This is a genomic window from Microbacterium sp. TNHR37B, assembly GCF_001620065.1.
Classification (GTDB): domain Bacteria; phylum Actinomycetota; class Actinomycetes; order Actinomycetales; family Microbacteriaceae; genus Microbacterium.
Genome location: NZ_LQGV01000003.1, coordinates 235799 through 260364 on the forward strand (window position 1 = coordinate 235799; position 24566 = coordinate 260364).

General features: G+C 67.4%; 25 protein-coding genes and 1 riboswitch. Of the genes, 12 read left to right on the top strand and 13 right to left on the bottom strand.

Annotation, left to right across the window (positions count from 1 at the left end; all coding sequences use genetic code 11):
• Window positions 1-85 precede the first annotated feature (85 nt).
• From AVP41_RS09360 to AVP41_RS09375, 4 genes are all read left to right on the top strand, one after another.
• On the top strand, window positions 86-937 hold the full coding sequence (locus AVP41_RS09360; protein WP_197464309.1) for a bifunctional DNA primase/polymerase: 852 nt from the start codon (window positions 86-88) through the stop codon (window positions 935-937).
• Complete coding sequence (locus AVP41_RS09365) at window positions 934-2019, top strand: AAA family ATPase (RefSeq protein WP_157532445.1); 1086 nt, start codon at window positions 934-936, stop codon at window positions 2017-2019. The genes AVP41_RS09360 and AVP41_RS09365 overlap by 4 nt, the downstream gene beginning before the upstream one ends.
• A gap of 421 nt (window positions 2020-2440) precedes the next feature.
• On the top strand, window positions 2441-2776 hold the full coding sequence (locus AVP41_RS09370) for a hypothetical protein (protein WP_067163648.1): 336 nt from the start codon (window positions 2441-2443) through the stop codon (window positions 2774-2776).
• 83 nt (window positions 2777-2859) lie between these two features.
• Complete coding sequence (locus tag AVP41_RS09375) at window positions 2860-3555, top strand: recombinase family protein (protein ID WP_067163650.1); 696 nt, start codon at window positions 2860-2862, stop codon at window positions 3553-3555.
• 62 nt (window positions 3556-3617) lie between these two features.
• Here AVP41_RS09375 and AVP41_RS09380 read toward each other — a convergent pair whose 3' ends face one another.
• The 4 genes from AVP41_RS09380 to AVP41_RS09395 form a co-directional block, all read right to left on the bottom strand.
• Window positions 3618-4193, bottom strand: coding sequence for a hypothetical protein (locus tag AVP41_RS09380; RefSeq protein WP_067163652.1), 576 nt, complete (start codon window positions 4191-4193; stop codon window positions 3618-3620).
• 99 nt (window positions 4194-4292) lie between these two features.
• Window positions 4293-4826, bottom strand: a complete 534-nt coding sequence (locus AVP41_RS09385; protein ID WP_067163654.1) for a hypothetical protein — start codon at window positions 4824-4826, stop codon at window positions 4293-4295.
• Between the two features lie 31 nt (window positions 4827-4857).
• Window positions 4858-5688: a hypothetical protein gene (locus tag AVP41_RS09390; protein WP_157532446.1), complete on the bottom strand. Its 831-nt coding sequence runs from the start codon at window positions 5686-5688 to the stop codon at window positions 4858-4860.
• A 63-nt stretch (window positions 5689-5751) separates the two neighbouring features.
• On the bottom strand, window positions 5752-6012 hold the full coding sequence (locus tag AVP41_RS09395) for a helix-turn-helix domain-containing protein (protein WP_067163659.1): 261 nt from the start codon (window positions 6010-6012) through the stop codon (window positions 5752-5754).
• 58 nt (window positions 6013-6070) lie between these two features.
• On the opposite strand from AVP41_RS09395, the gene AVP41_RS09400 reads away from it, so the two are divergent.
• Window positions 6071-6580 (top strand): PH domain-containing protein, encoded by a 510-nt coding sequence (locus tag AVP41_RS09400; RefSeq protein ID WP_067163662.1) that lies wholly within the window; start codon window positions 6071-6073, stop codon window positions 6578-6580.
• 115 nt (window positions 6581-6695) lie between these two features.
• Here the strand turns inward: AVP41_RS09400 and AVP41_RS09405 are convergent, their stop codons facing one another.
• The 4 genes from AVP41_RS09405 to AVP41_RS09420 form a co-directional block, all read right to left on the bottom strand.
• Window positions 6696-6962 (bottom strand): hypothetical protein, encoded by a 267-nt coding sequence (locus AVP41_RS09405; RefSeq protein WP_067163664.1) that lies wholly within the window; start codon window positions 6960-6962, stop codon window positions 6696-6698.
• A 173-nt stretch (window positions 6963-7135) separates the two neighbouring features.
• Window positions 7136-8704 (bottom strand): recombinase family protein, encoded by a 1569-nt coding sequence (locus tag AVP41_RS09410; protein ID WP_157532447.1) that lies wholly within the window; start codon window positions 8702-8704, stop codon window positions 7136-7138.
• 279 nt (window positions 8705-8983) lie between these two features.
• The gene (gene glpK, locus AVP41_RS09415; RefSeq protein ID WP_067163669.1) at window positions 8984-10522 is read right to left on the bottom strand and encodes a glycerol kinase GlpK; all 1539 of its coding nucleotides are present in this window, start codon (window positions 10520-10522) and stop codon (window positions 8984-8986) included.
• A 59-nt stretch (window positions 10523-10581) separates the two neighbouring features.
• Window positions 10582-12294 carry a glycerol-3-phosphate dehydrogenase/oxidase gene (locus AVP41_RS09420; protein ID WP_067163671.1) on the bottom strand — a complete coding sequence of 571 codons (1713 nt, stop codon included), beginning with the start codon at window positions 12292-12294 and terminating at the stop codon, window positions 10582-10584.
• A 121-nt stretch (window positions 12295-12415) separates the two neighbouring features.
• A riboswitch (FMN riboswitch) is annotated at window positions 12416-12556 on the top strand.
• Window positions 12557-12626: 70 nt separating this feature from the next.
• Between AVP41_RS09420 and ribD the strand changes: the two genes are divergently transcribed.
• From ribD to ribH, 4 genes are read left to right on the top strand one after another with little or no spacing between them, the layout of a single operon-like run.
• Window positions 12627-13658, top strand: a complete 1032-nt coding sequence (gene ribD / locus AVP41_RS09425; RefSeq protein WP_067165757.1) for a bifunctional diaminohydroxyphosphoribosylaminopyrimidine deaminase/5-amino-6-(5-phosphoribosylamino)uracil reductase RibD — start codon at window positions 12627-12629, stop codon at window positions 13656-13658.
• Window positions 13658-14293 carry a riboflavin synthase gene (locus AVP41_RS09430; protein WP_067163673.1) on the top strand — a complete coding sequence of 212 codons (636 nt, stop codon included), beginning with the start codon at window positions 13658-13660 and terminating at the stop codon, window positions 14291-14293. The genes ribD and AVP41_RS09430 overlap by 1 nt, the downstream gene beginning before the upstream one ends.
• Window positions 14290-15564 carry a bifunctional 3,4-dihydroxy-2-butanone-4-phosphate synthase/GTP cyclohydrolase II gene (locus AVP41_RS09435; RefSeq protein ID WP_067163676.1) on the top strand — a complete coding sequence of 425 codons (1275 nt, stop codon included), beginning with the start codon at window positions 14290-14292 and terminating at the stop codon, window positions 15562-15564. Before AVP41_RS09430 ends, AVP41_RS09435 begins: the two co-directional genes overlap by 4 nt.
• Complete coding sequence (gene ribH, locus AVP41_RS09440; protein WP_067163678.1) at window positions 15561-16034, top strand: 6,7-dimethyl-8-ribityllumazine synthase; 474 nt, start codon at window positions 15561-15563, stop codon at window positions 16032-16034. The genes AVP41_RS09435 and ribH overlap by 4 nt, the downstream gene beginning before the upstream one ends.
• A gap of 10 nt (window positions 16035-16044) precedes the next feature.
• On the opposite strand, the gene AVP41_RS09445 is transcribed toward ribH, so the two are convergent.
• From AVP41_RS09445 to AVP41_RS09465, 5 genes are all read right to left on the bottom strand, one after another.
• Window positions 16045-17085, bottom strand: coding sequence for a hypothetical protein (locus AVP41_RS09445; protein ID WP_067163680.1), 1041 nt, complete (start codon window positions 17083-17085; stop codon window positions 16045-16047).
• Window positions 17082-18170, bottom strand: a complete 1089-nt coding sequence (locus tag AVP41_RS09450; RefSeq protein WP_067163683.1) for a glycoside hydrolase family 130 protein — start codon at window positions 18168-18170, stop codon at window positions 17082-17084. Before AVP41_RS09450 ends, AVP41_RS09445 begins: the two co-directional genes overlap by 4 nt.
• A gap of 41 nt (window positions 18171-18211) precedes the next feature.
• Window positions 18212-19069 (bottom strand): carbohydrate ABC transporter permease, encoded by an 858-nt coding sequence (locus AVP41_RS09455; protein WP_082829144.1) that lies wholly within the window; start codon window positions 19067-19069, stop codon window positions 18212-18214.
• Complete coding sequence (locus tag AVP41_RS09460) at window positions 19066-19974, bottom strand: carbohydrate ABC transporter permease (protein ID WP_067163688.1); 909 nt, start codon at window positions 19972-19974, stop codon at window positions 19066-19068. Before AVP41_RS09460 ends, AVP41_RS09455 begins: the two co-directional genes overlap by 4 nt.
• Before the next feature lie 67 nt (window positions 19975-20041).
• A complete protein-coding gene (locus tag AVP41_RS09465) occupies window positions 20042-21355 on the bottom strand; it encodes an ABC transporter substrate-binding protein (protein WP_067163690.1) in 1314 nt (437 codons plus the stop codon).
• A gap of 67 nt (window positions 21356-21422) precedes the next feature.
• On the opposite strand from AVP41_RS09465, the gene AVP41_RS09470 reads away from it, so the two are divergent.
• From AVP41_RS09470 to AVP41_RS09480, 3 genes are all read left to right on the top strand, one after another.
• Window positions 21423-22502, top strand: a complete 1080-nt coding sequence (locus AVP41_RS09470; RefSeq protein ID WP_067163692.1) for a LacI family DNA-binding transcriptional regulator — start codon at window positions 21423-21425, stop codon at window positions 22500-22502.
• Window positions 22503-22534: 32 nt separating this feature from the next.
• Entirely contained in the window at window positions 22535-22885 is a 351-nt protein-coding gene (locus AVP41_RS09475; RefSeq protein ID WP_067163694.1) for a Fe-S protein, read from the top strand.
• A 225-nt stretch (window positions 22886-23110) separates the two neighbouring features.
• A complete protein-coding gene (locus AVP41_RS09480) occupies window positions 23111-24556 on the top strand; it encodes an MFS transporter (RefSeq protein WP_067163696.1) in 1446 nt (481 codons plus the stop codon).
• Window positions 24557-24566 lie beyond the last annotated feature (10 nt).

A 24566-nucleotide genomic window follows, 5' to 3' on the forward strand; every position in this document is an offset into this window, starting at 1 on the left:
GAGGGTGTCCTGCCCGCGAACACAGAGCGGTCCCCTTCGCCATCGCCGGACGGCCCTCAGGCCGACGTCGAATCCAGGTGACGAAGTGTCGCAGGCGTTCGACCGTAATCATGACCCTGACCAGCCGCTGAGGTTCCTGCCATTGCTCCCCGGGACGAACAGGCCAGCGATCAAGGACTGGCCCAACCGCGCGAGCGCTGATCCCTTGCAGTGGTCGGCATGGCGGCACGAGATGCCTGGGTGCAACTTCGGTGTACTCACCGGAAACGGGATCGGGGTCATCGATCTTGATACTAAGAACGACCCTCACGGCGCGGGCGGCTTCGGCAGCCTCATCACCGTGGAGGAACTGCTGAGCGTCGATCTCAGCAACTTGCCTCTGGTGATGACCCATAGTGGCGCCCACCTGTACTTCCGCTACGAAGGGCGCCTGCCGTCGAAGGTACCCTGGCTCCCCCACATCGACGTCAAGGCCGACGGAGGGCATCAAGTAGCGGCACCGGGCACCGTGCGCCTCGCGAACGGCGTCGAGCGCACCTACACACTCGTGCGGGGAGACCTTCAGGCGATCCCGCCCGCACCTGCTGTCCTGCTAGACGCGATGCGCGGGTGGCGCATCGGACGCACAGGGACGGGCGGCTCGCCCTCCCTCGGCGCGAATCTACCGTCGGACATCGACGCCATAACGCACGGTTTGCCGCTCAACTCTCGAAATGACTTCATGCACCGGCTCGCGTGTCGGTGGTGGGCCGAACTCGGCCTATCGAACGGCGATGCCGTTCGAAGCCGCGCGTACCGGGTCTGGCAAGCGACGCCGAACCACGACACGTTCACCTGGGATGAAGCCCTTGCCGCCCTGCGAAGCGCGGAGAGGTTCATGACAGAGGAGATCCGCAAAGACCTGGAGCTGTATCGAGCGTGGGGGCTGAACCGGTGAGCGGCTTCATCCCTCTCAGCCCGGAAGAAGAGTTCGAGGCGCGGGTAGCACGGCATGAGATGGATGCAGAGGCAAAGGCCGAGGCCTCGCGACGAATCGCGGAGCGACGGCACGCTCAACTCGATCGAATGTCGCGACTCACTCCCGGCGGCGACTTCGGATTGGACGAGCCCGAGACGATCCCCGCGGTCTGGGGCAAAGGCGAACTGGTGCTCTGGGCCGAGGGTGAGGGCCTGATGATCCTGGCCGAGCAGGGTCTGGGGAAGACAACCATCGCCCAGCAACTCACCCTCTCGATGATCGGCGTCCGAGCCGATGCCCTCCTTGGCCTCACCGTCAAACAGGCGACTGGTCCCGTGCTCTACCTTGCAATGGACCGACCGCGGCAAGCGGCGCGCTCGCTAAGCAGAATGATCGGAGAGGCTGACCGTACCGCACTGAACGAAAGGCTTGTGGTCTGGCGAGGCCCGCTACCGCTCGACATCACAGCCAGTCCTCAAGCGCTCGCGGATTGGGCGCAGGAGGTCGCGCCGGGCTGCTCAGTAATCGTCGCTGACTCCGTGAAGGACTTCGCACCTGGTCTCGCGAAGGATGAAGTGGGCGCTGCCCTAAACCTCGCGTGGCAGGAGGTCATCGCGCGCGGCATCGACCTCCTGCTGTTGCACCACCCGCGCAAGGACTCGGAGGGAAAGCCGTCGCTCAACGCCGCGTACGGTTCGACGTGGCTCACAGCCGGCCTCGGGTCAGTGATCCAGTTGACCGGCGCGCGCGGTGCCGCAGAAGTGAAGCTGCACCATGTCAAGCAGCCGAGCGAGATCGTCGGGCCTTGGGTGGTGGAACACGACTATGCATCGGGCACGAGCGTTCGCGGTATCGGATCCGTCGAGGATTACCTCTTGCTGAAGTTCACCGACCCTTCCCCCCAGACAGTACAGACCGTCGCTGAGGGTATGGGGATGAGTGAGAAGTCTGCCCGCGCCCGCCTGGAGAAGCTGGTCGAGGCGGGGAAGGTCATCAAGACCGAGCCTGTGCAGACGGCGGACGGTCGTTCTCCCGCCGTCTACACGCTGAGGGTCGCGTGAGCGCTGTGATGGAGGGAACTGGGGTCGGGAACTGGGGTCGCCCAAACAGCCCTGTTTCGCGCGACGGGGTCGACCGTGGCCCTGTTCCCGCCGATCGAACCCCTTTAGGGGTTCGTCGCGAGGGAACTGGGGTCACGACCGGGATCTGGGTGGTGCACTCGGCGCGGAGGCTGCGACTGCGCTCAGAGACCCTATGGAAGAAGCCGACCCCATGGGCTAGGGCATGAGGGTTCCCAGAGAGGGTGTTTCGCCTTACTGACCCGCGACAGCATCGCGATTTCGACGCCGCACGCGAGGTCTCACGGTGCCGTGGGGCGGGCATGGAGTCGACGGTTGCATTCGTACATACGTTCGATATTGTCCAAATAACACTCGAATTGTGGACAGACCGTTGGTTACCACACAGACGGAAGGACATACCGTGCCACCAGACCTCGACCTGTACTGGCAGAACTACGATCGCACCCTCGCGACGATCCGCGCCGAGCGTCCCTCGACGTTCGCCGGACTGAAGCTCATCCTCGACAGGTTCGAGCCACCATCCTCGGGAGATGCCTTCTTCCCCGGCGGTGCTGACGACACCCTTGCCCTCGCACTGATGAGCGCTGGGTGGAGCGTCGACTTTGAAGAGGCCGACTACCTGTACACCGCCGTCCATCCGAAGAGCGGTGCCGTGATCCAGCACGTTGAGGGAGACCTGTACTGCCTGCTTGAGGGCACGGTTCCGTCAGCCACCGACTCACCGCGCAGCCACTAACTGCACGGCGAGGCTCAGGAGCAGGGACGGGCAAGCCACTAACAAACCCGTCCCTGCTCGACCACCATACGAGAGGAATCATCATGAACGCCGCGCAAGCCCGCAAGGTCGTCGCCTACATGCGGACATCGACAGACGAGCAGGACAACGGGATCGAAGCCCAGCGTGCCGCGATCCTCCGTGCCGCCGAGTTCTATGGCTGGGAGGTCATTGCGGAACTCTCAGACCAGATCAGCGGCGGCACCGACATGAGCAAGCGACCGAAGGGCAGTCTCGCGCTCGGCATGGTGCGTGAAGGACTCGCAGATGCACTGGTCGTCGCCAAGCTCGACCGGCTCTCACGATCCGTGCCCGACTTCGGACGCATCCTTGAGGACGCACGCAAAGAAGGATGGGGCGTCGTAGTGCTCGATCCCAACATCGACACGACCTCCGCGAACGGCGAGCTCGTCCTCAACGTGCTCATCAGCGTGGCGCAGTGGGAACGTCGCATCATCGGCGAACGCACGAAGGCCGCGCTCACGGTCGTCCGCGAGCGAGCGAAGGCGGAGGGCAAGAACCTCGGCCGGCCGCGTGCCATCCCAGAGGACATCGTGGCCCGCATCCTGCGCGAGTCGAGTGAGGGCAAGAGCGCCCGTGCCATTGCCCGCGACCTCACCGCAGACCACGTGCCGACCGCCCAGGGTGCTGCCAACTGGTCACATCAGACCGTTCAAGCGATCCTCGGACGCGAGGCAATCGCAACCGACGCTCTGGAAGTGCCCGCTAGGGCGACCTGAGTGCATCTCGCGCACCCGCAGCGCGAAGTCGATTCGAATATCGACACCTCTGCCGCGTCGCGTCAGGATGCAACCCAATGGACCGTCATCTTGAGACGTTGGTCATGCTCGTTTGTCCATGCAACAACGAAATCGACCTCGTCGTAGTAGTAGGTGTCCAGCAACTCGCCTGAGAACTGCTTCCTTTCTCCCGGCCCGATCTGTGGCCAGTCCAGCGCTGACCGTACGCGCATGAACTCTCGCGGGACGTCGAGCGACACGTCAGCGGCGGTGCTACCCCTCGCAACGTTCTTGATGGTCCAATCGTGATCATCAAGGTCTTCAGAGCGCTTCTGAATGACCCACTGGGCACGAATCGACGGCTTGAATCTGGCGCGCTCGGCCGCGATAGCCGCCTCAGCCTCCTCGCGGGCTTGCGCCCGGACTCGCTCTATCCTCGTGACAGTGGTGAGCGGGCGCCACTTCGCGATGTTGCCCCAAGTGACGGACCGCCAAGGCGGGTAGATGGCAGTTGCGAGGACGGCCACTGCTCCGATTCCGACGATGTACCACCAGACAGGAGCTCTCGCAGACGCGAGAAGCCCTAGGAACCAGGTCGCCGCAGACCCTCCGAAGAACACGATCAGCCCGGCGATCACTTGACCCCGGATGCTGCTCGCGTGCTGATCTGGCCGATCCGCTCTCACAAGGTCTCACACTACCGATCTGGGCACCGGCGGCCCACCAGTCACACGCCGCTAGCGGCCACGTCGCCAGAATCGCCAGCCCCGCCAGATTTGCTGAGCTTTCACATCAGCGTTCGCGACGGCGGCTTCGCGTTCACGCTCTGCTGTGAGCGCCTGCGTCACTTCCATCTCAAGTTCCGAAAGGTGCACATTTCGGCTCACGATTTGGCCAAACAGTGGGCCTAGCGCGAGGAAGGTAACCGCGGCGCTAACGATCAGGATCAGCCACGTCTTCCCAGCCATCGGAGGCGCCACATCCTGCGATAGAAGGTTAAGACACGCAACCATACCCACGACGAGCCCCGTCGCGAGAACGATCGCTACTGTTAGCAGCACGCCTTGCCGGCGTATCCCGACGAAGGTGCGCCAGCCCCAGTAGTCGAACTTGCTCATCGCCGCGCGCAGTTCCTTGCGTGCTTGCGGCACGCCGGGGAGCGCATCTGCCCTCGTGAACTTGAACAGTCGCGCTTCAACTACGAGGGTCAGCAGCAGAACCGGGATTACCTGCGCCACGGTGGCGATGAAGGCGCGGTCGCTCTCAGACACCTTCAGGCCCCTTCATCGTGCTGGCAATCAGTTACTTGATCCACGGGAGCGCCTTCTTGTCGCCGAGCGACCGGCGAACGACTCGTAGTGCGTGGCCGGCGCGCCGAGAGACGGTGTCGGACAGTGCCGCTAGGAGCACACCTCCAAGGAACACCGGGAAGAAAACGATCGGATACCAAGTAGTGAGCGCACGTCCGAAATCGGTGCTGATCTCTGGTAGCAGGCCGATTGCGGAGCCGATTCCCCAGAACATCAGCCCGAACAAGTAGACCAGACTGCCAACTATGCCGACCCCAATCAGAATGCTCCCCACACGGCCAAGCGCACGCTTTAGTCTCGTGGATGCCCTCTTGTCGGCGGAGACCGACCTGACCGCCGCGAGGTTTGCGATCGGGTTCACAGCCGCAAGAGTAGGGGCCCCGTCCGTGATGAAACGATAATGGCTGGCCATTCGCTTGCGAATGATGCTTGGGGAAACAACCAGTGTTCCCTGCGGGTCCACCTGCACCGCGGTCTCATCGAGCAAAGCAAACTTGTTGCCTTCGAGCTCGCTGACGACGGGCACGCCAAGTCTGATTTCCAACGAGCGCCCTCCGTCGAACTGATCCGACGTGATGTCGCGCTTTCCCGCGCTCCAGAAGTAGAGGTCCACAAGGTGCGGGCGCTGGACGCTCCGTCCCTTCCAGGTGTACTCAAGTTCAGCCCCGATCCCCTTACCACGAGCCTCAAGGCTCAACGCACGCGCGTCCGCCCATAATTCGTACTCGTCGGAGACATTTCGCCAACGCTCTCCAACAACCTGGACGAGGTACCCCAGCACCGCGCCACCCACAAGCAGAAGTATGTCGCTGAACTCCATCACGGCCTTCACGTTCGGTGAAATCAGTCGAACGCAGGCTATCGCTCAGTCTGCGCGTGGCCGCATTCAACTCGCGGCATGTTCTCCCTGTTGGGCAGCGCGCGACAGCAAGGACGCCGCTTCGAGGCCCAGTGCGTCAGCCAGACGGTGGATGTTGTCCAGGCTGATGTTGCGCTCACCTCGTTCCACCTGTCCGACGTAGCTGCGGTCAAGCTCGGCTCGGTGCGCAAGTTGCTCCTGGCTCAACCCGGCGGAGAGACGAAGCTCGCGCACACGCGCGCCAAACGCAGCTCGCCGTTCGAGCTGTTTCGGAGTAGCGGGGGTCACTCATCGAACTTCGCCACAAGGTGTCTATGAGTCCACGGACTATGAGTACCATGCAGGTATGGCGAACGAAGAGAAGCTGGTACGGCTCGCGACCGAGCACCTGGATGCCGATGAGCAGATCCAGCTGACTATGGCAGGCACGTACGAGGTCAAGATGCTGGGTAACGACACTGTTCGCGCAGGCGTCCTCATCGCGACCGATCGTCGAGTGGTGTTCTACGCCAAGAAGCTCGGCGGCTACGAGCTGGAGTCCTTCGCCTACGACAGGATCTCGTCGTTCGAAGCGGGGAAGAGCATGATGGGCGGGCACATCACCTTCTTCGCGTCCGGAAACCGAGTTCATGTCAAGTGGATTCAGCCACCCACCGCGGCACAGGCGTTCGCTGAGGTAGTTCGCGGCAAGATGCACGGCGTCGCCGCTCCGGTGGCCGCAGAGCCCTCGACTCCAGTAGCACCCTCCGACCCGATCATCACCCAGATACAACAGCTGGCAGGCCTTCGAGATGCCGGAGCTATCACCGACACAGAGTTCGAGACCAAGAAGGCTGAGTTGCTTGCGCGCCTGTAGCACTGACGCGCCCGCGTGGGCATCCTGAGACCCGCTGACGCGCTTGAGGGCCGGGGTTGATAATCGAATCGACTCCGGCCCTCAAGTTCGCTTGTAGGCGCTTCTACGGAATCGCCTACACGGCCCTCTTGAACTCCCACGGTCGGGCGATCCCCGAGATGACCGGCTCAGTACTCTGCGACTGAGGCTCGCTCAGGTATCTGCCGATGATCTTCTCGGCAGTCTGGGCCGCGAGGAACGGGTCGAAGACCTCGCCCTCACTGAGCCCGTCCACGTAGCGCTCGTCCGAGTCTCCGAAGTGCTCGTCCTCCAGGCTGATCGAGAACGAATCGTCAGACTCGCGCGTGACTTCCAGGATGAGGCGGATGGTGTTGCTTGACATGATGATCCCTTTCCAAGGACATCAGAGAGCTTTCGCTCAATCGAATGATGTCCGCGGTGGGTCGGTCCCCGGCGTGCTTGCGATCCGGGCAGTTGAACCTCGCGCTGCTCTAGTCAGCCGTCCAATGCAGTGTCTACAGCGTATCGGAGCGCACGTAACAGCGGGATAACAGGTCAGTCCTTGCGCCAGTCGATGATCACCCGAGCCTTCATTGCATCGCTCGCGATCCCGTCACGTCGCGCCCGGAACGCCTCAGCAGTCTCACTCTTCTTCGGGAGAGTGGTCGTCGGGATGCCCTCGGGCCAGGGGCCAATCACGACGCGCGAGATGAGGTCGCGGAAGAACAGCCGTCGCTCCCCCACCGTCCAGTGCTCCCATGCCGCGAGAACGTCGCGACGATGCGCCCAGACGTCGACGGCAAGCGGTCCACCGTGCCGCGCGTCGATCCGCTGAGTCAGGGACGCAATCTCGGCGTCGAGGCGCGAGACCTCAGCCTGCGCATCACGCTCGCTCATAATGCCCGCGATGAACGCTCGCGCCGCGCGGTCGCGCTCACCCTTCCTCGTCTCGCGAGTGTCGCGCAGGGCCTTCGCGTCTATGTCGTCAGTCTCGCGCTTTCGCTTCACGGCATCCCAGAACGGCAGGTCGTCCAAGTGCTTCACTGACTCGGCGTAAAGATGTGCCTCCAGCGCCTCGGCGTCGATGCTTACTCGACCCGTGCTCAGGCCGGTGGCCTCGCCCCTCGGGTGGTTGGGGTGGTCGCCATTGACGAAGGCTCGGCAGACGAGCTTGGTGGGCACGCCCTTTCGTGCGACCGGATACAGGGGCTTCTCGCACGCCCCGCACACGACGATCCCGCCACCGAGTACATGCTTGGACGACTTCACGCCCAGCGGGTTCGTTCTGCGTGACGAGTCTGGCGCAAGGCGATCAGTCAGACGCTCGTGGGTCTGCTTGTCGATGATCGCCTCCCAGCAGTTCTCAACGCCAGCCGAGTTGATTCCTGCGAGCGCCGGGTTGGTCAGCACCTTGTGCAGAACCGAGCGCCTCCACGCGCTCCCACGCCGGGTGGTCACGCCGCGCGCGCTCCAGTCTCGGACGATTCCGTACAACGTGTCGTCCTGATCGAGAACACGAGTGACGGCCTCGAGGACGAGCTTCGATTCGGCTTCGTCGACATGGAGTTGCTTGTCCTCCTTGCGGTAGCCGAACGGAGGCACACCGCCGTGCCATCTGCCCGATTCGACACGTTGGCGTGCAGATCGTTCGACGCGCTCGCCCACACGCTCGGCCTCTGCCGCGTCGACAGCCGCCTTGATACGAGCGACCATCCGCCCATCTGCCGTGGCCAAGTTATCGTCGCCAGACACGACGGTGCGGATCACCGTGCCGTGACGCTCGAATAGCGTGATGAGGTCCTCAAGCTCTCGGGGCCGGCGAGTGATTCGCGAGTTGCTGTAGGCGATGATCGTCGAGAACTCGCCACCGCGAGCGCGAGACAGCATGTCCTCGTAGCCAGGCCGACGCTTGCGCGAGCGCGTCGACGCAGAAGTGTCGTTGTCTTCGAAGTCGGCCACCACCGCAAGGCCAAGCGCCTCGGCTTTCGCGAGACAGTCCTCTCGCTGCCGCTGGACTCCGAGCGCAAGCCCTTCCTTGTCGTCCGAGATGCGCGTATAGATAGCAGCATGCCTAGACGCCGAAGCAGTGGTCTGCCGAGAAGCGGTGCTGATGCCGCGAGCCAAGGTTCCTCCAAGGAAGTGATTGACGAGGACGCCGGTTGGAGGCACTTCGAGTATTGCCCGACCTGTCAGACGAACGGCAAGATCCTTGCCGACCGGCGACGCTCACGCATCGACAAGTGAGTCGATACAACGATTGTCAACCATAGGGCGCAAAACGTCACCCTTTACAACAGCCTGGAGTACTGCCCGACCTGCCAGACCGGCGGGAAGATCCTCGCGGACCGACGCTTGTCGCGCCTGCTGAAGTAGCGCCTCGACGCTGCACCGCCGACGGGCGGGTCAGCCGGTAGTGCCCATGAGGATGCGGGCGTCGTCGTCGACCCAGTCGATCGACTTGGAGACCGCCTTCTTCCACTGGCGATAGCGACGCGCACGCTCGTCGGGGTCCATGCGGGGCTCGAACCGCGCGTCTTCCTTCCAGTGTGTGCGCAGCTCGTCGCGATCCGCCCACACGCCCACGGCGAGACCCGCCGCGTAGGCGGCACCGAGCGCCGTGGTCTCCACGACGCGAGGGCGCACGACCGGGATCCCGAGGATGTCGGCCTGGAACTGCATGAGCGTCGCGTTGCGGGTCATCCCGCCGTCGACCCGCAGTTCTTCCAGTTCCCGGCCCGCGTCGGCGACGACGGCCTCGATGACATCGCGCGTCTGGAACGCCGTCGCCTCGAGCGCCGCCCGTGCGACGTGCCCCTTCGTGACGAACCGGGTGAGCCCCACGAGCGCACCACGGGCATCGGGACGCCAGTACGGCGCGAACAGCCCCGAGAATGCCGGGACGAAGTAGGCGCCGCCGTTGTCGTCCACGGTCGTGGCCAGGGTTTCGACCTCTTCCGAGCTGCGGATGAGGCCGAGGTTGTCGCGCAGCCACTGCACGAGCGACCCGGTGACGGCGATCGACCCCTCCAGGGCGTAGCGCGCCGGTTCGCCGTCGCAGCGATAGGCGACCGTCGTGAGGAGCCCGGCCCGCGACCGGACGAGCTCGGTCCCGGTGTTCACGAGGAGGAAGTTGCCGGTGCCGTAGGTGTTCTTCGACTCGCTGGTGTCGAAGGCCGTCTGCCCGAAGGTCGCCGCCTGCTGGTCACCGAGGATCCCGGCCAGCGGCACGCCGCGAAGCGCGGCCGGGGTGCGCACCTCGCCGACCACCTCCGAGGACGAGTGGATCGCCGGGAGCATCGAGCGCGGCACCCGCCAGACCTCCAGGAGCTCGTCGGACCAGTCGAGCGTGCGGAGGTCCATGAGGAGGGTGCGGCTCGCATTGGTGACGTCGGTGACGTGGATGCCACCATCCACCCCACCGGTGAGGTTCCACACCACCCAGCTGTCGGCGGTGCCGAACAGCAGATGCCCCGCCTCGGCGTCCTCGCGCGCGCCGGGCACGTTGTCGAGGATCCACGCGAGCTTCGACGCGGAGAAGTACGTGGCCAGCGGAAGACCGGTCTGCTCGGTGAAGGCGTCCACGCCACGCTCGGCGATCATGCGGTCGAGCATGGGCTGGGTGCGGGTGTCCTGCCACACCAGGGCGTTGTGGACCGGCCGCCCGGTGCGCCGATCCCACACGATCGCGGTCTCGCGCTGATTGGTCACCCCGACGGCAGCGACGTCGCCGCGGGAGAGCCCGGTGTCCTCCAGGACTCGAGCGAGCACCCACTCGGTGTTCGTCCAGATCTCGTCGGCGTCGTGCTCCACGCGTCCGGCCCGCGGGAAGATCTGCTCGTGCTCGCGCTGAGCGGTGCCGACGATCCCTCCCGTCGCGTCGAACACGATGGCCCGAGTGGAGGTGGTCCCCTGGTCGACAGCGATCACATGGCTGGGCAACATCGTCTCCTCACTGAGTCGCCGGATCGGCTGCTCCGGCGGCCGTCACACGCCCTGACACGCTATCGCGCGGAAAGTGTGGAGCGGCCGGGAACGGCGGAGTCGATCCGATCCAGGGTGCGCTCGACCTCGGCGTGCTGTCTCGCGGCATCCCACCCCACCACCGGCGCGAGCACCGCGGCCAGCTCGGCGGCGACCTCGGCGTCCACTCGGCCGGCGAACGCCAGACTCGTGCGACGCTGCACGAGATCGTCCAGGTGGACGACGTCCTCGGTGCGCGCGAGGTACCGCATCTCTCCCTCGCTGTAGTCCGGAAGGGTACGCAACTGCTGGTCGTCATCGCCGAGAGACGCGATCACCTCGACGGCGCGGGTGCCGTAACGGTCGAGCAGCGTCTCGGCTCGCACCACGTCGATGTCCCGGGCGTGCAGGTCGATCCACTGGCGACGTGCACGATGGCTCTGGGGATACCCCCGGCCACCCCCGATCGGGAGGCCCTTGGTGCTCCGCCGCCGGGGCACGGCCAGAAGGGCCAGCACCCGGTCGGTGAGGTGGGCCGCCGACGCGCGGAAGGTCGTCCACTTGCCGCCCACGAGACTCAGCACGCTCGCGCCCGTCGCGCCGGGCAGTCGCTCCGCCTCGATGCGATAGTCGCGCGAGACGAACCCGGGAGCGAGATCGCCGTGACCGGGGAGCGGGCGGACACCGGCGAAACGGTGGACGATCTGGGAGCGGGAGACCTCGATACCGGGGAAGACGTGTGCGATGAGGTCGAAGAAGTAGTCCACTTCCGCCTCCGTGCACAGGAGCGGTTCGGTCATGTCGTGCTCGAGGTCGGTCGTCCCGACCAGCACGCGTCCCTTGAGGGGGTAGATGAGGACGATGCGGCCGTCGGAGTGCTCGAAGAAGAGCTCGCGCCCGCCGGTGGCCGCCAGCAACTCGTCGTGCTCCAGCACGATGTGGGAGCCCTTCGTCCCGCCCATGAAGCGCGTGGGCTCACCCAGCGCAGCGTTGGTGAGATCGGTCCACGGGCCGGACGCGTTGACGATCACCGACGCCGTGAACGGGAACTCCGCGCCGTCCTCCGCGCGGAGCACCACACGTCCGTCGTCGACACCGATCGCTGCCGTGTAGTTGGCCGCACGGGCACGCTCGCCGCCGGCGAGCCGCCCATCGTGGAGCACGTCGAGGGCCAGCCGTTCGGGGTCATGCAGGGAGGCGTCCCAGTACGTCGCCGTGTACCGCACCCGGGGGTTCAGCTCAGGCAACTGCTCGAGGGAGCGTCGGCGGCCGTGGAAGGTGTGCCGCGGCACGGTGCTCTTCCCGAGCAGGCCGCCGCCGCGGGAGAAGGAGTCGTAGACGACCAGGCCGATCTTGATGAGCAGCGCGCCCCGTTCGCGCGGCGCTCCCGCCCCGTGGCGCAGGAACCGCAGCGGTGCGGACAGCAGGCCCGAGAACGTCGAGTAGATCGGGATCGTCGTCTGCAGCGGCCGGACGTAGTGCGGCGCGATCCGCAGCAGGGCGTTGCGCTCGGTGACGGCTTCGTGCACGAGGCGGAACTCGCCGTTCTCCAGATAACGGATACCGCCGTGGATCATGTGGCTGGAGGCGGCCGACGCCCCCGAGACGAAGTCGTTCCGCTCGACCAACGCGACGTCCACGCCCTGCAGGGCGAGGTCGCGGAAGGTTGCGAGGCCGTTGATGCCCCCTCCGATGATGATCACGTCGGCGTACGGCCGGTCGATGAGCCTCGTACGATCCTCCGATGTGTGCATACCCGTCCTCACGCCCCTGTGCATACCCGTCCTCCCGCCCCCAGGCTACGTCGCGCGGCCTGTGGAGAGGCTGGCGCGGAATGAAACGCCGCGGGACGCGTTGAGTACACTCGGAAGCACGATGTGCTCCGGGGTCGGTGAGAATCCGAACCGGCGGTGACAGTCCGCGAGCCCCTCGCCACGGCGACGGGTTGACCTGGTGGAACTCCAGGACCGACGGTGATGCGACGCGAGTCGCGAGTCCGGATGGGAGGAAGCACAGGCGGTGTGCGTCGATGGCGCATGCCGACGAGGCGTCGACCGATCCCCGGAGTCCGACCGAAGGACGAGGGATGGCCGCCACCGACCGCGAGAGCGAGGCGATGCGCCGCGCGCTGACGCTGGCGCTCAACGGGCCGCGAGGGGTGAACCCGCAAGTGGGCGCGGTGATCCTCGGCGCCGACGGCGAACTGCTCGCCGAGGGCTGGCACCGCGGCGCGGGCACCGCGCACGCGGAGGTCGACGCCCTCTCGCGCCTCTCCCCCGAGGCCGCGCGCGGCGCGACGGCCGTCGTGAGCCTCGAGCCGTGCAACCACACGGGCCGCACGGGCCCGTGCGCGCAGGCGCTGATCGATGCCGGGATCGCGCGCGTGGTCTACGCGATCGACGACCCCGGCGAAGCGTCCTCGGGCGGAGCCGACCGGCTCCGGGCCGCGGGCGTCGACGTCGTCGCGGGCGTGCGCGCCGACGAGGCCACGGCGCTCCTGGCGGGGTGGCTGACCGTGCAGCGGCTCGGGCGTCCGCACGTGACGATCAAGTGGGCGCAGTCGCTCGACGGACGCGCCGCCGCCCAGGACGGCACCAGCCAGTGGATCACGGGGCCCGAGGCGCGGGCGGACGTGCACCGCCGGCGCGCGGTCGCGGACGCGATCGTCGTCGGCACCGGCACGCTGCTGGCCGACGATCCGGCGCTGACGGCGCGGGAGCCGGGTGGCGGACTGCTCCCGGACCAGCCGCGTCCGGTCATCGTCGGGACCCGCGCGGTGCCGCAAGACGCCGCCGTCCGACGCCACCCCCGTCCCTTCCTGCAGGACGAGGGCGACGACCTTCCCGACCTCCTCGACCGCCTGCGCGAACTGGGTGCTCACTCCGTCTTCGTCGAGGGCGGCCCGACGCTGGCCAGCTCCTTCCTGCGTGCAGGTCTCGTCGACGAGGTCCTCACCTACATCGCCCCCACCGTGATCGGCGGCGACCGCGTGGCCGTCACCGATGTCGGGGTGTCCACGATCGCCCAGCAACGACGACTCGAGATCGTCACGGTCGAGCGCCTCGGCGCCGACCTCCTCGTCACCACCCGCCCCCTCACCGAGAAGGAGACCCCCTGATGTTCACCGGGATCATCGAAGAGCGTGGCGTCGTCACCGCCATCGAGCCGTCCGGCGACGGTGTGCGACTCACGGTGCGCTCGCCCCTCGCGGTGTCGGACGCCCGCCGGGGCGACTCGATCGCCATCAGCGGGGTGTGCCTGACGGTCACCGATCAGGGCGCGGACTGGTTCACCGCCGACGTGATGAAGCAGACGCTGGACATGTCCAGCCTCGGCGCCTTCGAGATCGGTGCGGAGGTGAACGTCGAGCGGGCGCTCGCCGCGCACGCGCGCCTGGGCGGACACATCGTGCAGGGCCACGTCGACGGCACCGGGCACGTCATCGAGGTGCGGCCGGGAGAGCAGTGGCGCGTGATCCGGGTGTCGCTGCCTGCCGACCTGGCACCGCTCGTGGTCGACAAGGGTTCGATCTCGCTGCAGGGGGTCTCCCTGACGGTCTCGGCCGTCTCCCCCGCCGAGGAGTCCGAGCCCTGGTTCGAGGTGTCCCTCATCCCCGAGACCCTCGACAAGACGACCCTCGGCGCGCTGCGCCCCGGCGACCGCGTGAACCTGGAGACAGACATTCTCGCGCGCCACGTGCAGCGCCTCCTCGCTTTCCGACCCGACACCATCCGAGAAGGAGGCTCCGAATGAGCCTTTCCACCATCCCCGAGGCCCTGGACGCCCTCCGCGCCGGCCGCCCCGTCATCGTCGCCGACGATGAGAACCGCGAGAACGAGGGCGACATCATCCTGTCGGCCGAGCTCGCCACACCCGAGTGGCTCGCCTGGACCATCCGCTGGTCCAGCGGCTTCCTGTGCGCCCCGATGCCGGCCGACTGGGCCGACCGACTCGACCTTCCTCCCATGGTGGCGGTCAACGAGGACAGCCGCGGCACGGCCTACACCGTGAGCGTGGACGCCGCCGACCGCGTGTCGACAGGCATCAGCGCCGCCGACCGCGCGCACACCCTGAACGTCCTGGCCGATCCCGCCTCGACGCCGTCTTCCGTCATCCGCCCCGGCCACATCCTGCCGCTGCGCGCCGTCGACGGTGGGGTGCGGGAGCGCGCAGGGCACACCGAGGCCGCCGTGGAGCTGATGACCCTCGCCGGCCTGCAGCCGGTCGGGGCGATCGGTGAGGTCGTCGCCGAGGACGGCAGCATGATGCGCCTTCCGGGCCTGCTCGAACTCGGGGCGCGAGAGAACGTGCCGGTCATCACGATCGAGCAGCTGATCGCCCACCTCGACGGCACGTCGGTGGCCCAGGCGCAGAGCGAGCACGGGTCGCGGCGACGTGTGAGCCTCCGCGCGGAGGCGCAGGTGCCGACCTCGCACGGTTCCTTCCGCTTCCTGGCGTACAAGGACCGGATCACCGGGACCGACCACATCGCCGTCGTCTCGGGTGACCTCACCGACGACGCGTCGCTCGTGCGCGTGCATTCGGAGTGCCTGACCGGCGAGGCCTTCGGCTCGCTGAAGTGCGAGTGCGGACCGCAGCTGGACGCCGCCCTCGACGCGATCGAGCAGGACGGCGGCGTGGTCATCTACATGCGGGGCCACGAAGGACGAGGCATCGGGCTCATCAACAAGCTCCGCGCCTACAGCCTCCAGGAGCGCGGGCTCGACACCGTCGATGCGAACCTCGCTCTCGGCCTCCCGGCCGACGCGCGCGACTACGCCGCCGCTGCCGGCATCCTCGCCGACCTCGGCGTCGACAAGGTGCGCCTCCTCACGAACAACACCGACAAGGTCAACCAGCTGCGGGCGCTCGGACTCGACATCGTCGAGCAGGTGCCGCTCCTGGTCGGCGTCGGGCCGAACAACCACCAGTACCTCGCCACGAAGGCGGAGCGCATGGGGCACATCATCGACGGCGCGGCGCTGGATCAGGCGCTGGCCGGAGCACAGGGAGAGAACGCATGAGCGGACACGGCGCGCCCACGACGGACCGGATCGACGCGACGGGGCTGCGGGTGATCGTGGTCGCCGGCACGTGGCACGACACCATCACCGACGGCCTCATCGCGGGAGCCGAGCGCGTCTTGGAGGCCTCCGGGGCGTCGTGGCGGCTCGTGCGGGTGCCGGGCTCCTTCGAGCTCCCCGTCGCGAGCAAGGTGGCGCTGGAGGCGGGGGCCGATGCGGTCGTCGCCCTCGGGGTCATCATCCGCGGGGGAACACCCCACTTCGAGTACGTCTCCTCGGCGGCGACCGACGGGCTCACGCGCGTGGCGCTGGAGACGGGCAAGCCCGTGGGATTCGGGGTCTTGACCCTCGACGACGAGCAGCAGGGCCTCGACCGTGCGGGCCTCGCCGGCTCGAAGGAGGACAAGGGCGCCGAGGCGGCCGACGCGGCCCTGCGCACCGCGGTGCTGCTGCGCGAGCTGCGCGGCTGAGCCCGGGGGCTCAGCGCACGAACAGCTGCACCTGTGCCGTCCCCGGAGGGGCGTCCCACCCCTGAGCGAACATCGTCTCGCCTCGCCAACGGACGATACCGCCCCAGGCGAGCGTGCCGCCCGGCGCCAGTTCCCTCGCGGTGAAGGGGTCGTCGAGTCGGTAGAGCGCCTGCCCCGCGCGCCAGGTGGCCTCCGACTCGTAGAAGAAGTCGAGGACGAGACGGTCCTCGATGACGATCGCCGTGGCCACCTCGTGCAGGACGTCGCCGAACCCCGCGAGGTCGAGGTAGTCGCACGGGGCGAAGCTCCAGCTGACGAGGTCGGGCGAGCGGCCCACGTGCAGGCGGCCGTTGCAGCCTTCCGAGAGGTACATCAGGTACTCCCCGCCGATGCGCACGGCGTTGCCGTCGAGGTCACGCGGGATGACGGCGCCCTTCGCCCAGAGCCGTGAGACCTCGCGGTCGACGACCCGTCCGCGTTTGGTCCAGGTGAGGAGGTCGTCGGACTCCGCGACCGAGATGTCGCACCCGACGTCGCCCACCTCGTATCCCGGCGACGGGTACTGCGCGCGGTCGGCGTCGGTGACGGTGAACACCCCGTTGTAGAAGAGCAGGTAGCGACCGTCGGCTCGGTAGATCTTGGGATCCTCGACTCCGAGGTCCTCCCCCTCGACCGTCGGCCAGACGAGAGGGTTGGTGCTGTCGTCGCGCCACGTCCCGTCCCCTTCCCGCACGGCATGACCGATGCGCGAAGCCAACGACTCCTTCGCCGGAGACGCCCGATAGAAGAGGTGGAGCCGGTCGCCCTCCGGCAGGAGCGAGGAGTTGATGAGCGACGCCACCTCCCACCCGATGCGCCACGGATCCTCCCAGGGACGACCGTCGAACCGCAGCTCCGGGCGCTCGGTGAAGGGGCCGACCTGCCACTCCCGCGGCTCGGTGAACTGCGCGAGGAAGGTGTGTTCGGACAGGGCGTCGGTCCGCGGGTTGGCTTGTGCCCGCGCGCGGGCGAGGGCGGCACGCTGCGACGCCGATGTGAGCGGCCGGGTCATGATTCCCGCCGCACGAGCTCAGCGACGCCGATGCGGCTGTCCGCCATGCCGTAGAAGACGAAGTCGCGCCCCTCGATCCGTTCCACGGCCGTCGGGAACACCACGTTGGCCACCACGCCTTCGCGCTCCCCGTCGGTCTCCGGGGTCATCAGCGGCGCCGCGGTGCGTTGGAGGACACGGGACGGATCGGCCGGGTCGAGCAGCATCGCTCCGACCGCATAGTGGACGTCGGCCTGCGGGGTGAACACGCTTCCCTCGATCGTGCCCGAGACACCGTGGTAGACCAGCAGCCATCCCTCGGGAACCCGCACCGGCGCGGGCCCGGCACCGATCTTCAGGCTCTCCCAGTCCTGTTCGGGGCCGGCCAGGAACCGGTGGTCCCGGGGACGCGTGAGCGCCGACTCGTCGCGGCGCACCTCGTCGGCCGGCACGTAGGAGATCCAGATGCTCGGCCGGTGTTCGAGCACGCCGCCCGGCAGGCGCACGTCGTGATCGGGGCGCACGAAGCTGAGATCCCACATCGGCCGGTGCAGGAGCGCGATCGACGGGGTTCCGTCGGGGGCGGGCACGATCTCCGGGAAGAAGACGACGTCTTTGTTGGGGAACAGCGTCAGGTCGAGGTCGAGTGCGTCGTCGTACGCGAACTGCAGCGGTCCGAGGCGCCGCCAGGAGTGCGCGTCCTCGGAGACGGCCAGCGCCGTCCGCGGTCCCGTGGGGCCGAAGGCGACGTAGGTCATGACGTAGAGCCCGAGGGCGTCGATGCGGGTGATGCGCGGGTCTTCGGTGCCTCCGTGCCGACCCCCCGCTTCCCAGGTGCGGGCGGGTTCGAGAGCGATGCCGTCGCGGCGCACCCCGGTGGGCACTCCGCCGTCGCAGAGCACCTCGGCGCGGCCGATGCGCGAGAAGTTTCCCTCGGAGACCAGGCGGGGAAAGAGCCACACCGTGCCCTGCGGGTCGGTCGCCACCGCGGGGTTGAGGACGCCTTCCACCTCCTCGGGCGCCTGCGGATCGGGCGCCATGATCACGCCGAGACGATGGATCTCGTAGGGGACGGTGGATGCCGTGGAGACGGCGGGAGAGGTCATGAGACAGCCTTCGTGTCGAGAGGGGACGGGGCAGGGAGGGGTCAGCCCTTGACGGAGCCGACGACGCCACCGACGAGGTAGCGCTGCAGGAAGACGTAGGCCGCGAGCAACGGCGCAGCGACGATCATCGTGGCCGCGGCCAGGAGCGGCCAGTCGTTGGTGTAGGTGCCTTTGAACGCGTACAGACCGAGGGAGATCGGACTCTTCGCGGGATCGGGCAGAAGGATCGTCGCGAGAATGATGTCGTTCCACACGCCGATCGCTTGCAGGATGAACACGGTGGCCAGGGCGGGGCGGGCCATCGGGATCACGAACGTCATGAGGTAGCGCCAATAGCCGCAACCGTCCACGGCGGCCGCTTCGTCGAGCTCGAACGGGATCGAGCGCACGTAGCCGGCGAGCAGGATCGGCCCGATCCCCACCCCCGCGGCCATGATGGCGATGTAGCCGATCTGCGTGTTGTAGAGCCCCAGGCGGAGCAGGAGCTGGAACTGCGTGATGAGGGCGTTGGGGAGGAACAGGAGCACCACGAACAGCAGGTTCCACAGGCGCGGGTGCTTCACGTACGACCTCGCCACCGGGAACGCGAGCACGAGCGAGACCGCGGTCCCGATCGCCGCGGCCGTCAGCGTGTAGATGATGCTGTTGGCCAGGTAGGCACCGAAGTTCCCCTGCACCCAGGCCGCTCCGAAGTTTCCCCACTGCGGCTCGGTCACCACGGCCCCGGGATCGGCGAAGAAGGCACCGCTCGATTTGAGCGAGGTGTTCAGCAGGAACGCCAGGGGGAAGAGGTAGCAGACGGCGACGAGGGCCAGCAGGAGGTAGGACACCACTCGGCCGGGCGTGAGCGGACGTCGACGCTTCTCGACGCGGCCGGGGCGTCGTTCCAGGGTGGTCACAGCCGGGCCTCCCTTCTGCGCAGGTACCACATCACCAGGAGAGAGGCGATGCCGACGATGAAGAACTGGATGACGGAGATGGTCGCGGCATACCCCTGCGACTGGCCCATGCCGCTGGTGGTGGACCCCCCGAAGGCCTGGGCGAAGATCGCGAGCGAGAGCAACTGCGTGGCCGGGTTGTTCGGGCCGGTGAGGACGTAGGCGAGCTGGTAGCTCTGCAGCGAGCCGACGATCGCGAGGAGCACGTTGGCCGTGACAGAGGGGGCCAGCAGCGGGATCGTGACCAGACGCAGTCTCTTCGCCCCGTCCGCGCCGTCGAGGGCCGCCGCCTCGTACAGCTCCTCGGGGATGGACTGGAGCCCGGCGAGATAGATGACCACGGCGACGCCGAGCCCCGCCCAGATCTGCACGAAGATCACGAGACCGAGAGCCAAGGCGGGGTCGCCGAAGAAGGCCGAGTCGGCCCCGAACCACGACCAGATCGTGGCGGCGGGCCCGGCCGACGGGTTGAAGAACAACGACCAGATGAGGCCGATGACGGTGACGCCGAGAATCGTCGGCAGGAACACCAGGGCGCGTGTGAAGGTGCGCCCGCGCAGTTTGGTGTTCAGGAGCACCGCGATGCCGAGCGCCAGCACGTTGATGACGACGGTGGAGACGATCGCGTAGACGAGGGTGTTCTGCAGGGCGTTGAGGTTGTAGCCGAGCTTGGCGGCGGAGAAGAAGCGGGCGTAGTTCTCCAGGCCGACGAAGTTCACGGGGATTCCGGGAAGGCCCCGGATATCGGTGAAGGAGATCGCGAAGACGGCGACCGCCGGGACGAGGGCGAAGACGGCGAGGACAGCCGCGCCGGCGCTCATGCTCACCCGCATGGTGCGACGGTGCCCGAAGGGGAAGGTGCTCATACCACTCCTGGGGAGGTGGCCGCGGGCGACGACAGCCTGGTCGTCGCCCGCGGGTGCGGTCGGTCGATCAGAAGGCGGCGGACCAGGCCGACTGCGCCTCCTGGGCGGCCTGGGGCACGGTCATCGTTCCGAGCGGCGCGATGGCGGGATAGTTGAACGGGAAGACGGCCGCAGGACCGGCGTCCTGGTTCGACACCCAGATGGTGTCCCACGCCGGCGAGAAGGTCGCCGTGTAGTCGGCGATGCCCGTGAGGAAGTCGCTCGCCGTGATGTTCGGCTGTGCGGGCGCGAACCCGGTCGTGGCCACGAAGTCCGCGTAGGTGTCGGGGCTCGAGAAGAAGTCGAGGTAGGCGAGCGCAGCGGCCTTGTTGGGCGCGTTGGAGGCAGCGGCCAGCCGGAGCTCCACCTTGCCAGCGAGGGTTGCGTTGTCGGCCGCGTCGTCGCTGGCCGGCAACGGGAAGTAGCCGTACTCGAACGCGTCGCCGACGGCGGCGTCGATCGTCGTCTGGTTCCAGGTGCCGTCGATCGTCATGGCGAAGTCTCCGTTGGCGAAGCCCGACGGGATCGCGTCGTACCCGACGCCGGCGAAGTTCTTCTGGGCCATGTCGTAGAGGCTCTTCACCCTCTCCAGCACCTGCAGCTGGGTGCCATCGGTCAGCGAGAGCGAGTTGTCCCACAGCCCCGTCGCGAGGGCGTTCTTGTCCTCGGCGGTCGGGTAGAGGCCCTGCACGGCGGCGAGCATCGCGAGACCGGCGGGCCAGCTGTCCTTCCCGCCGATGCCGAGTGGAGTGACGCCGTCTTTCTGCAGCGCAGCGGCGACGGACTCGAACTCGCTCCAGGTCGTCGGGATCTCCAACCCCAGGTCGTCGAAGATCTTCTTGTTGTAGTACACGCCGGAGTAGTAGCTGAGCCCGGTCGGCACCGTGTACTGCTTGCCGTTGTAGGCCGTGGCCTCCAGCACCGTCGGGGTGAAGTTCTTCATGAAGGGCTGATCGGTGAGGTCGACGAACAGGCCGGCGTCGGCGGCGACGTTGTCGTCGCTCGCGGAGACACCCTCGGCGAAGGCCGGGACGTCGCGGGGCTGGGCGAGCGTCACGTCGACGTTGCCGGCGGTGAGGCGGGACGACCGGGTGGAGTTGAAGTTCTCGTTCGGGACGGCGCTGAACTCCACCTTCACGTCGGGGTACTTCTTCATGAAGGCCTCGTTGACCTTCGCGAAGGCGGCGTCGGATCCCGACGAGCTCGACACGAGGATCTGCAGGGTGCCGTAGACCTCGCCGTTCCCGGCGTCCTCCCCGGTCGACGAGCAGGCGGTGATGGCGGTGAGCGCGAGGGCCGCGACGCCCACGGCGGCGATCCCCCGGGTGATGTGTGTGCGCATTTCACTCCTTTGTGCGGGTACCGAAACGTTTCTGTTGTTTCGGTACTCGTACCTTAGACTGACCTCGATGAAGAACACAACCTCGACGGGTCGCGCGGGCCGAAAGGCCGGATCGGCGAGTGCCGCCCGCGCCACGATCGTCGATGTCGCCCGCGCCGCCGGGGTCGCCCTGAGTTCAGCGTCCGCCGCCCTCAACGATCGGCCCGGCGTTTCGGAGGCGACGCGCACGAGGGTCAAGGAGGTGGCGGCCGAGCTCGACTACGTGCCGTCGATGCGCGGCAAGTCGCTCTCGAGTCAGCGTGCGTTCGCCGTCGGGCTCGTCGTCGAACGCCACCCCGAGGTCTTGGAAGCCGATCCGTTCTTCGGGGCGTTCATCGGCGGCATCGAGGAGTCTCTCTCCGCCGAGGGGTACGTTCTGGCGCTCCTGGTGACCGAAGACTCGCGGGCGACCCTTCGCCGCCTGGTCGAGCTGGTGCACGGCCGGCGCGTCGACGGTGTCTTCCTGAACGAGCTCAAGGTCGACGACCCCCGCATCGCGCTCCTGCGCGATCTCGGCGTCCCCGCCGTCGCCGTCAACCCGGCCGAACCCGACTTCGCCTTCCCCGCGGTGCATCAAGACGGCACCCGCGCCATCCGCGAGGTCGTCCACACCCTCGTCCAACTGGGCCACCGGAGAATCGCCCACGTGAGCGGCCCCGACACCTACGCGCACTCGGCCGAGCGCCTGCGGGCCTGGCAGGCGGCGATGGCGGAGGAGGGTTTGGATGCAGACCTCGTCGAAGACGGCAGCTTCACCTACGAGGGCGGGCGGCGGGCGGCGGAGATCCTGCTGACGCGAGAGGACGCCCCCACCGCGGTGTTCTGCGCGAACGACCAGTCGGCGATCGGATTCATGAACCGGGCGATCGAGTTCGACGTCGCCGTCCCCGATGCGCTCTCGATCGTGGGCTACGACGGCAACCGCATCGGCGAGTTCGTCAAGCCTCAGCTCGCGACCGTGCAGACCTCTCCCCGGCAGCTGGGCAGGGAAGCCGCGCGCATGCTGCTGGACGCGGTGACGGGAGGAGACCCCGCCGATGTCGTGCTGTCGGAGGCCCGCTTCGTCCTCCGGGGCTCGGCGGGACGCCTCCGACGCCGTCCGGACTGACGAGTCCGCACACCTTCAGGTAGGCTGAGGGTATGGAAACCCTCCGCCACGTCGTCGTCCTGATCCACCTCGTCGGGTTCGCCACCCTCTTCGGAGCCTGGCTGGTCGCCGCCGTCGGCGACCGCAAGATCACGCGGCTTCAGCACTGGGGTCTCGCGATCGCCGGGGTCGCCGGCCTCGCGCTGGCAGCCCCGTGGGGGATCACCTGGGAGCTGAACTACGTCAAGATCGGAGTCAAGCTCGTCGTGCTCCTCGTCATCGGCGCCCTCCTCGGGATCGGCGCCGCGCGTCAACGCAAGGCAGGCAGTGTCCCCGCTCCCGTCTTCTGGGGCATCGGCGTCCTCACCCTCCTGAACGCCGCCCTGGCTGTCCTCTGGCGCTGACCGCCCGTCGCACCACCACCGCCGTCCGCCGCACACGTGGCGGGCGGCGGTTGACGTTTCGCCCGACTCGGCCTTCCACGGACGTACGATTTTCCGTCGGCTCCGGTGACCAACCGCTCCGCGACGACCTCCGAGCCGCCCCGCGCACCACCCCGCGCGGCGCGCGACCCGCCTGGCCCTCATCCCACGAGGATCCGCTGTCCCTCCGTGTCTTCCAGGTGCTCCATGTCCCACGCTCCCACCCCATCCCCCGCTCCCGCCAACCCCCGCTCGCGCGTCATCACCGCCAGCCTCGTCGGGACCACGATCGAGTTCTACGACTTCTACGTCTATGCGACGGCGGCCGTGCTCGTCTTCCCTCTCCTCTTCTTCCCGACGGGCAACGACACCACCGCGCTCCTGCTGTCGTTCAGCGTCTTCGGTGCGGCGATGGTGGCCCGTCCGATCGGCGCCGTCGTCTTCGGTCACTTCGGTGACCGCTTCGGCCGCAAGGCGACGCTGGTCGCCTCGCTCCTGACGATGGGCATCGCGACCTTCCTCATCGGCTTCCTCCCGACCTTCACCGAGATCGGCGTCTGGGCGGCGGTGCTGCTGCTGGTGCTGCGCCTGGCGCAGGGCTTCGCGCTCGGAGGCGAATGGTCCGGCGCCGCGCTCGTCGCCACCGAGAACGCCCCCCAGGGCAAGCGTGCTTGGTACGGGACCTTCCCTCAGCTGGGTGCTCCGATCGGCTTCATCATCGCCAACACGGTGTTCCTGCTGATCAATTTCGCCCTGCCCCACCCGGATGGCCCGGCGGTGCGCTCCGAGGCCTTCCTGGCGTGGGGCTGGCGTGTGCCGTTCCTCTTCTCGGCCGTCATGGTCATCGTCGGCCTCTGGGTGCGGCTGCGGCTGGTGGAGTCGGAGACTTTCTCCTCGGCCGAGAAGAAGGGGGCGCTGCGCAAATTCCCCCTGGGCGAGGTCTTCCGCCGTCACTGGTGGGCGATGATCCTCGGCACCTTCATCATGCTGGCCACCTACGTGCTCTTCTACCTGATGACGAGCTTCACCCTCGCATACGGCACCAAGGCCACCGCCGACGGGGCACAGGCGGCCGCCGATGCCGGCGGGCCTGCCTTCGACCCGTCCACTTACGTCGCGGGCCTCGGGTTCGGCTACACCGACTTCGTCATCATGCAGATCATCGGCGTCGTGTTCTTCGGCATTTTCACGCTGTTGTCGGGCCCCGTCGCCGACAGCATCGGGCGACGCCGTCTGCTCCTGTGGATCACCGCGGCCATCGCGGTGTTCGGGCTCCTCTTCTCGGTGTTCCTCTCCCCGCAGCTGGATCCGAAGTTCACGGGGGCCCTTGTGCAGGCCTTCCTCATCCTCGGCTTCATGCTCATGGGAGCCACCTTCGGCCCGATGGGCGCCCTGCTGCCCGAGCTCTTCCCCACCAACGTCCGCTACACCGGTTCGGCGATCGCGTACAACGTCTCCTCGATCCTCGGGGCGGCCCTGGCGCCCATCGTCGCGACGGCGTTGTGGGCAGCCGCGGGCGGCTCGCCGTGGCTCGTCGGCGTCTACCTCAGCGGGTCGGCCGTCCTCACTCTGGTCGCGCTGTGGCTGTCTAAGGAGACGAAAGACATCGACTACGAGAGCAACCTCGGTCTCGGCGAGACGGCGTCGCTCTGACACGGGGTCC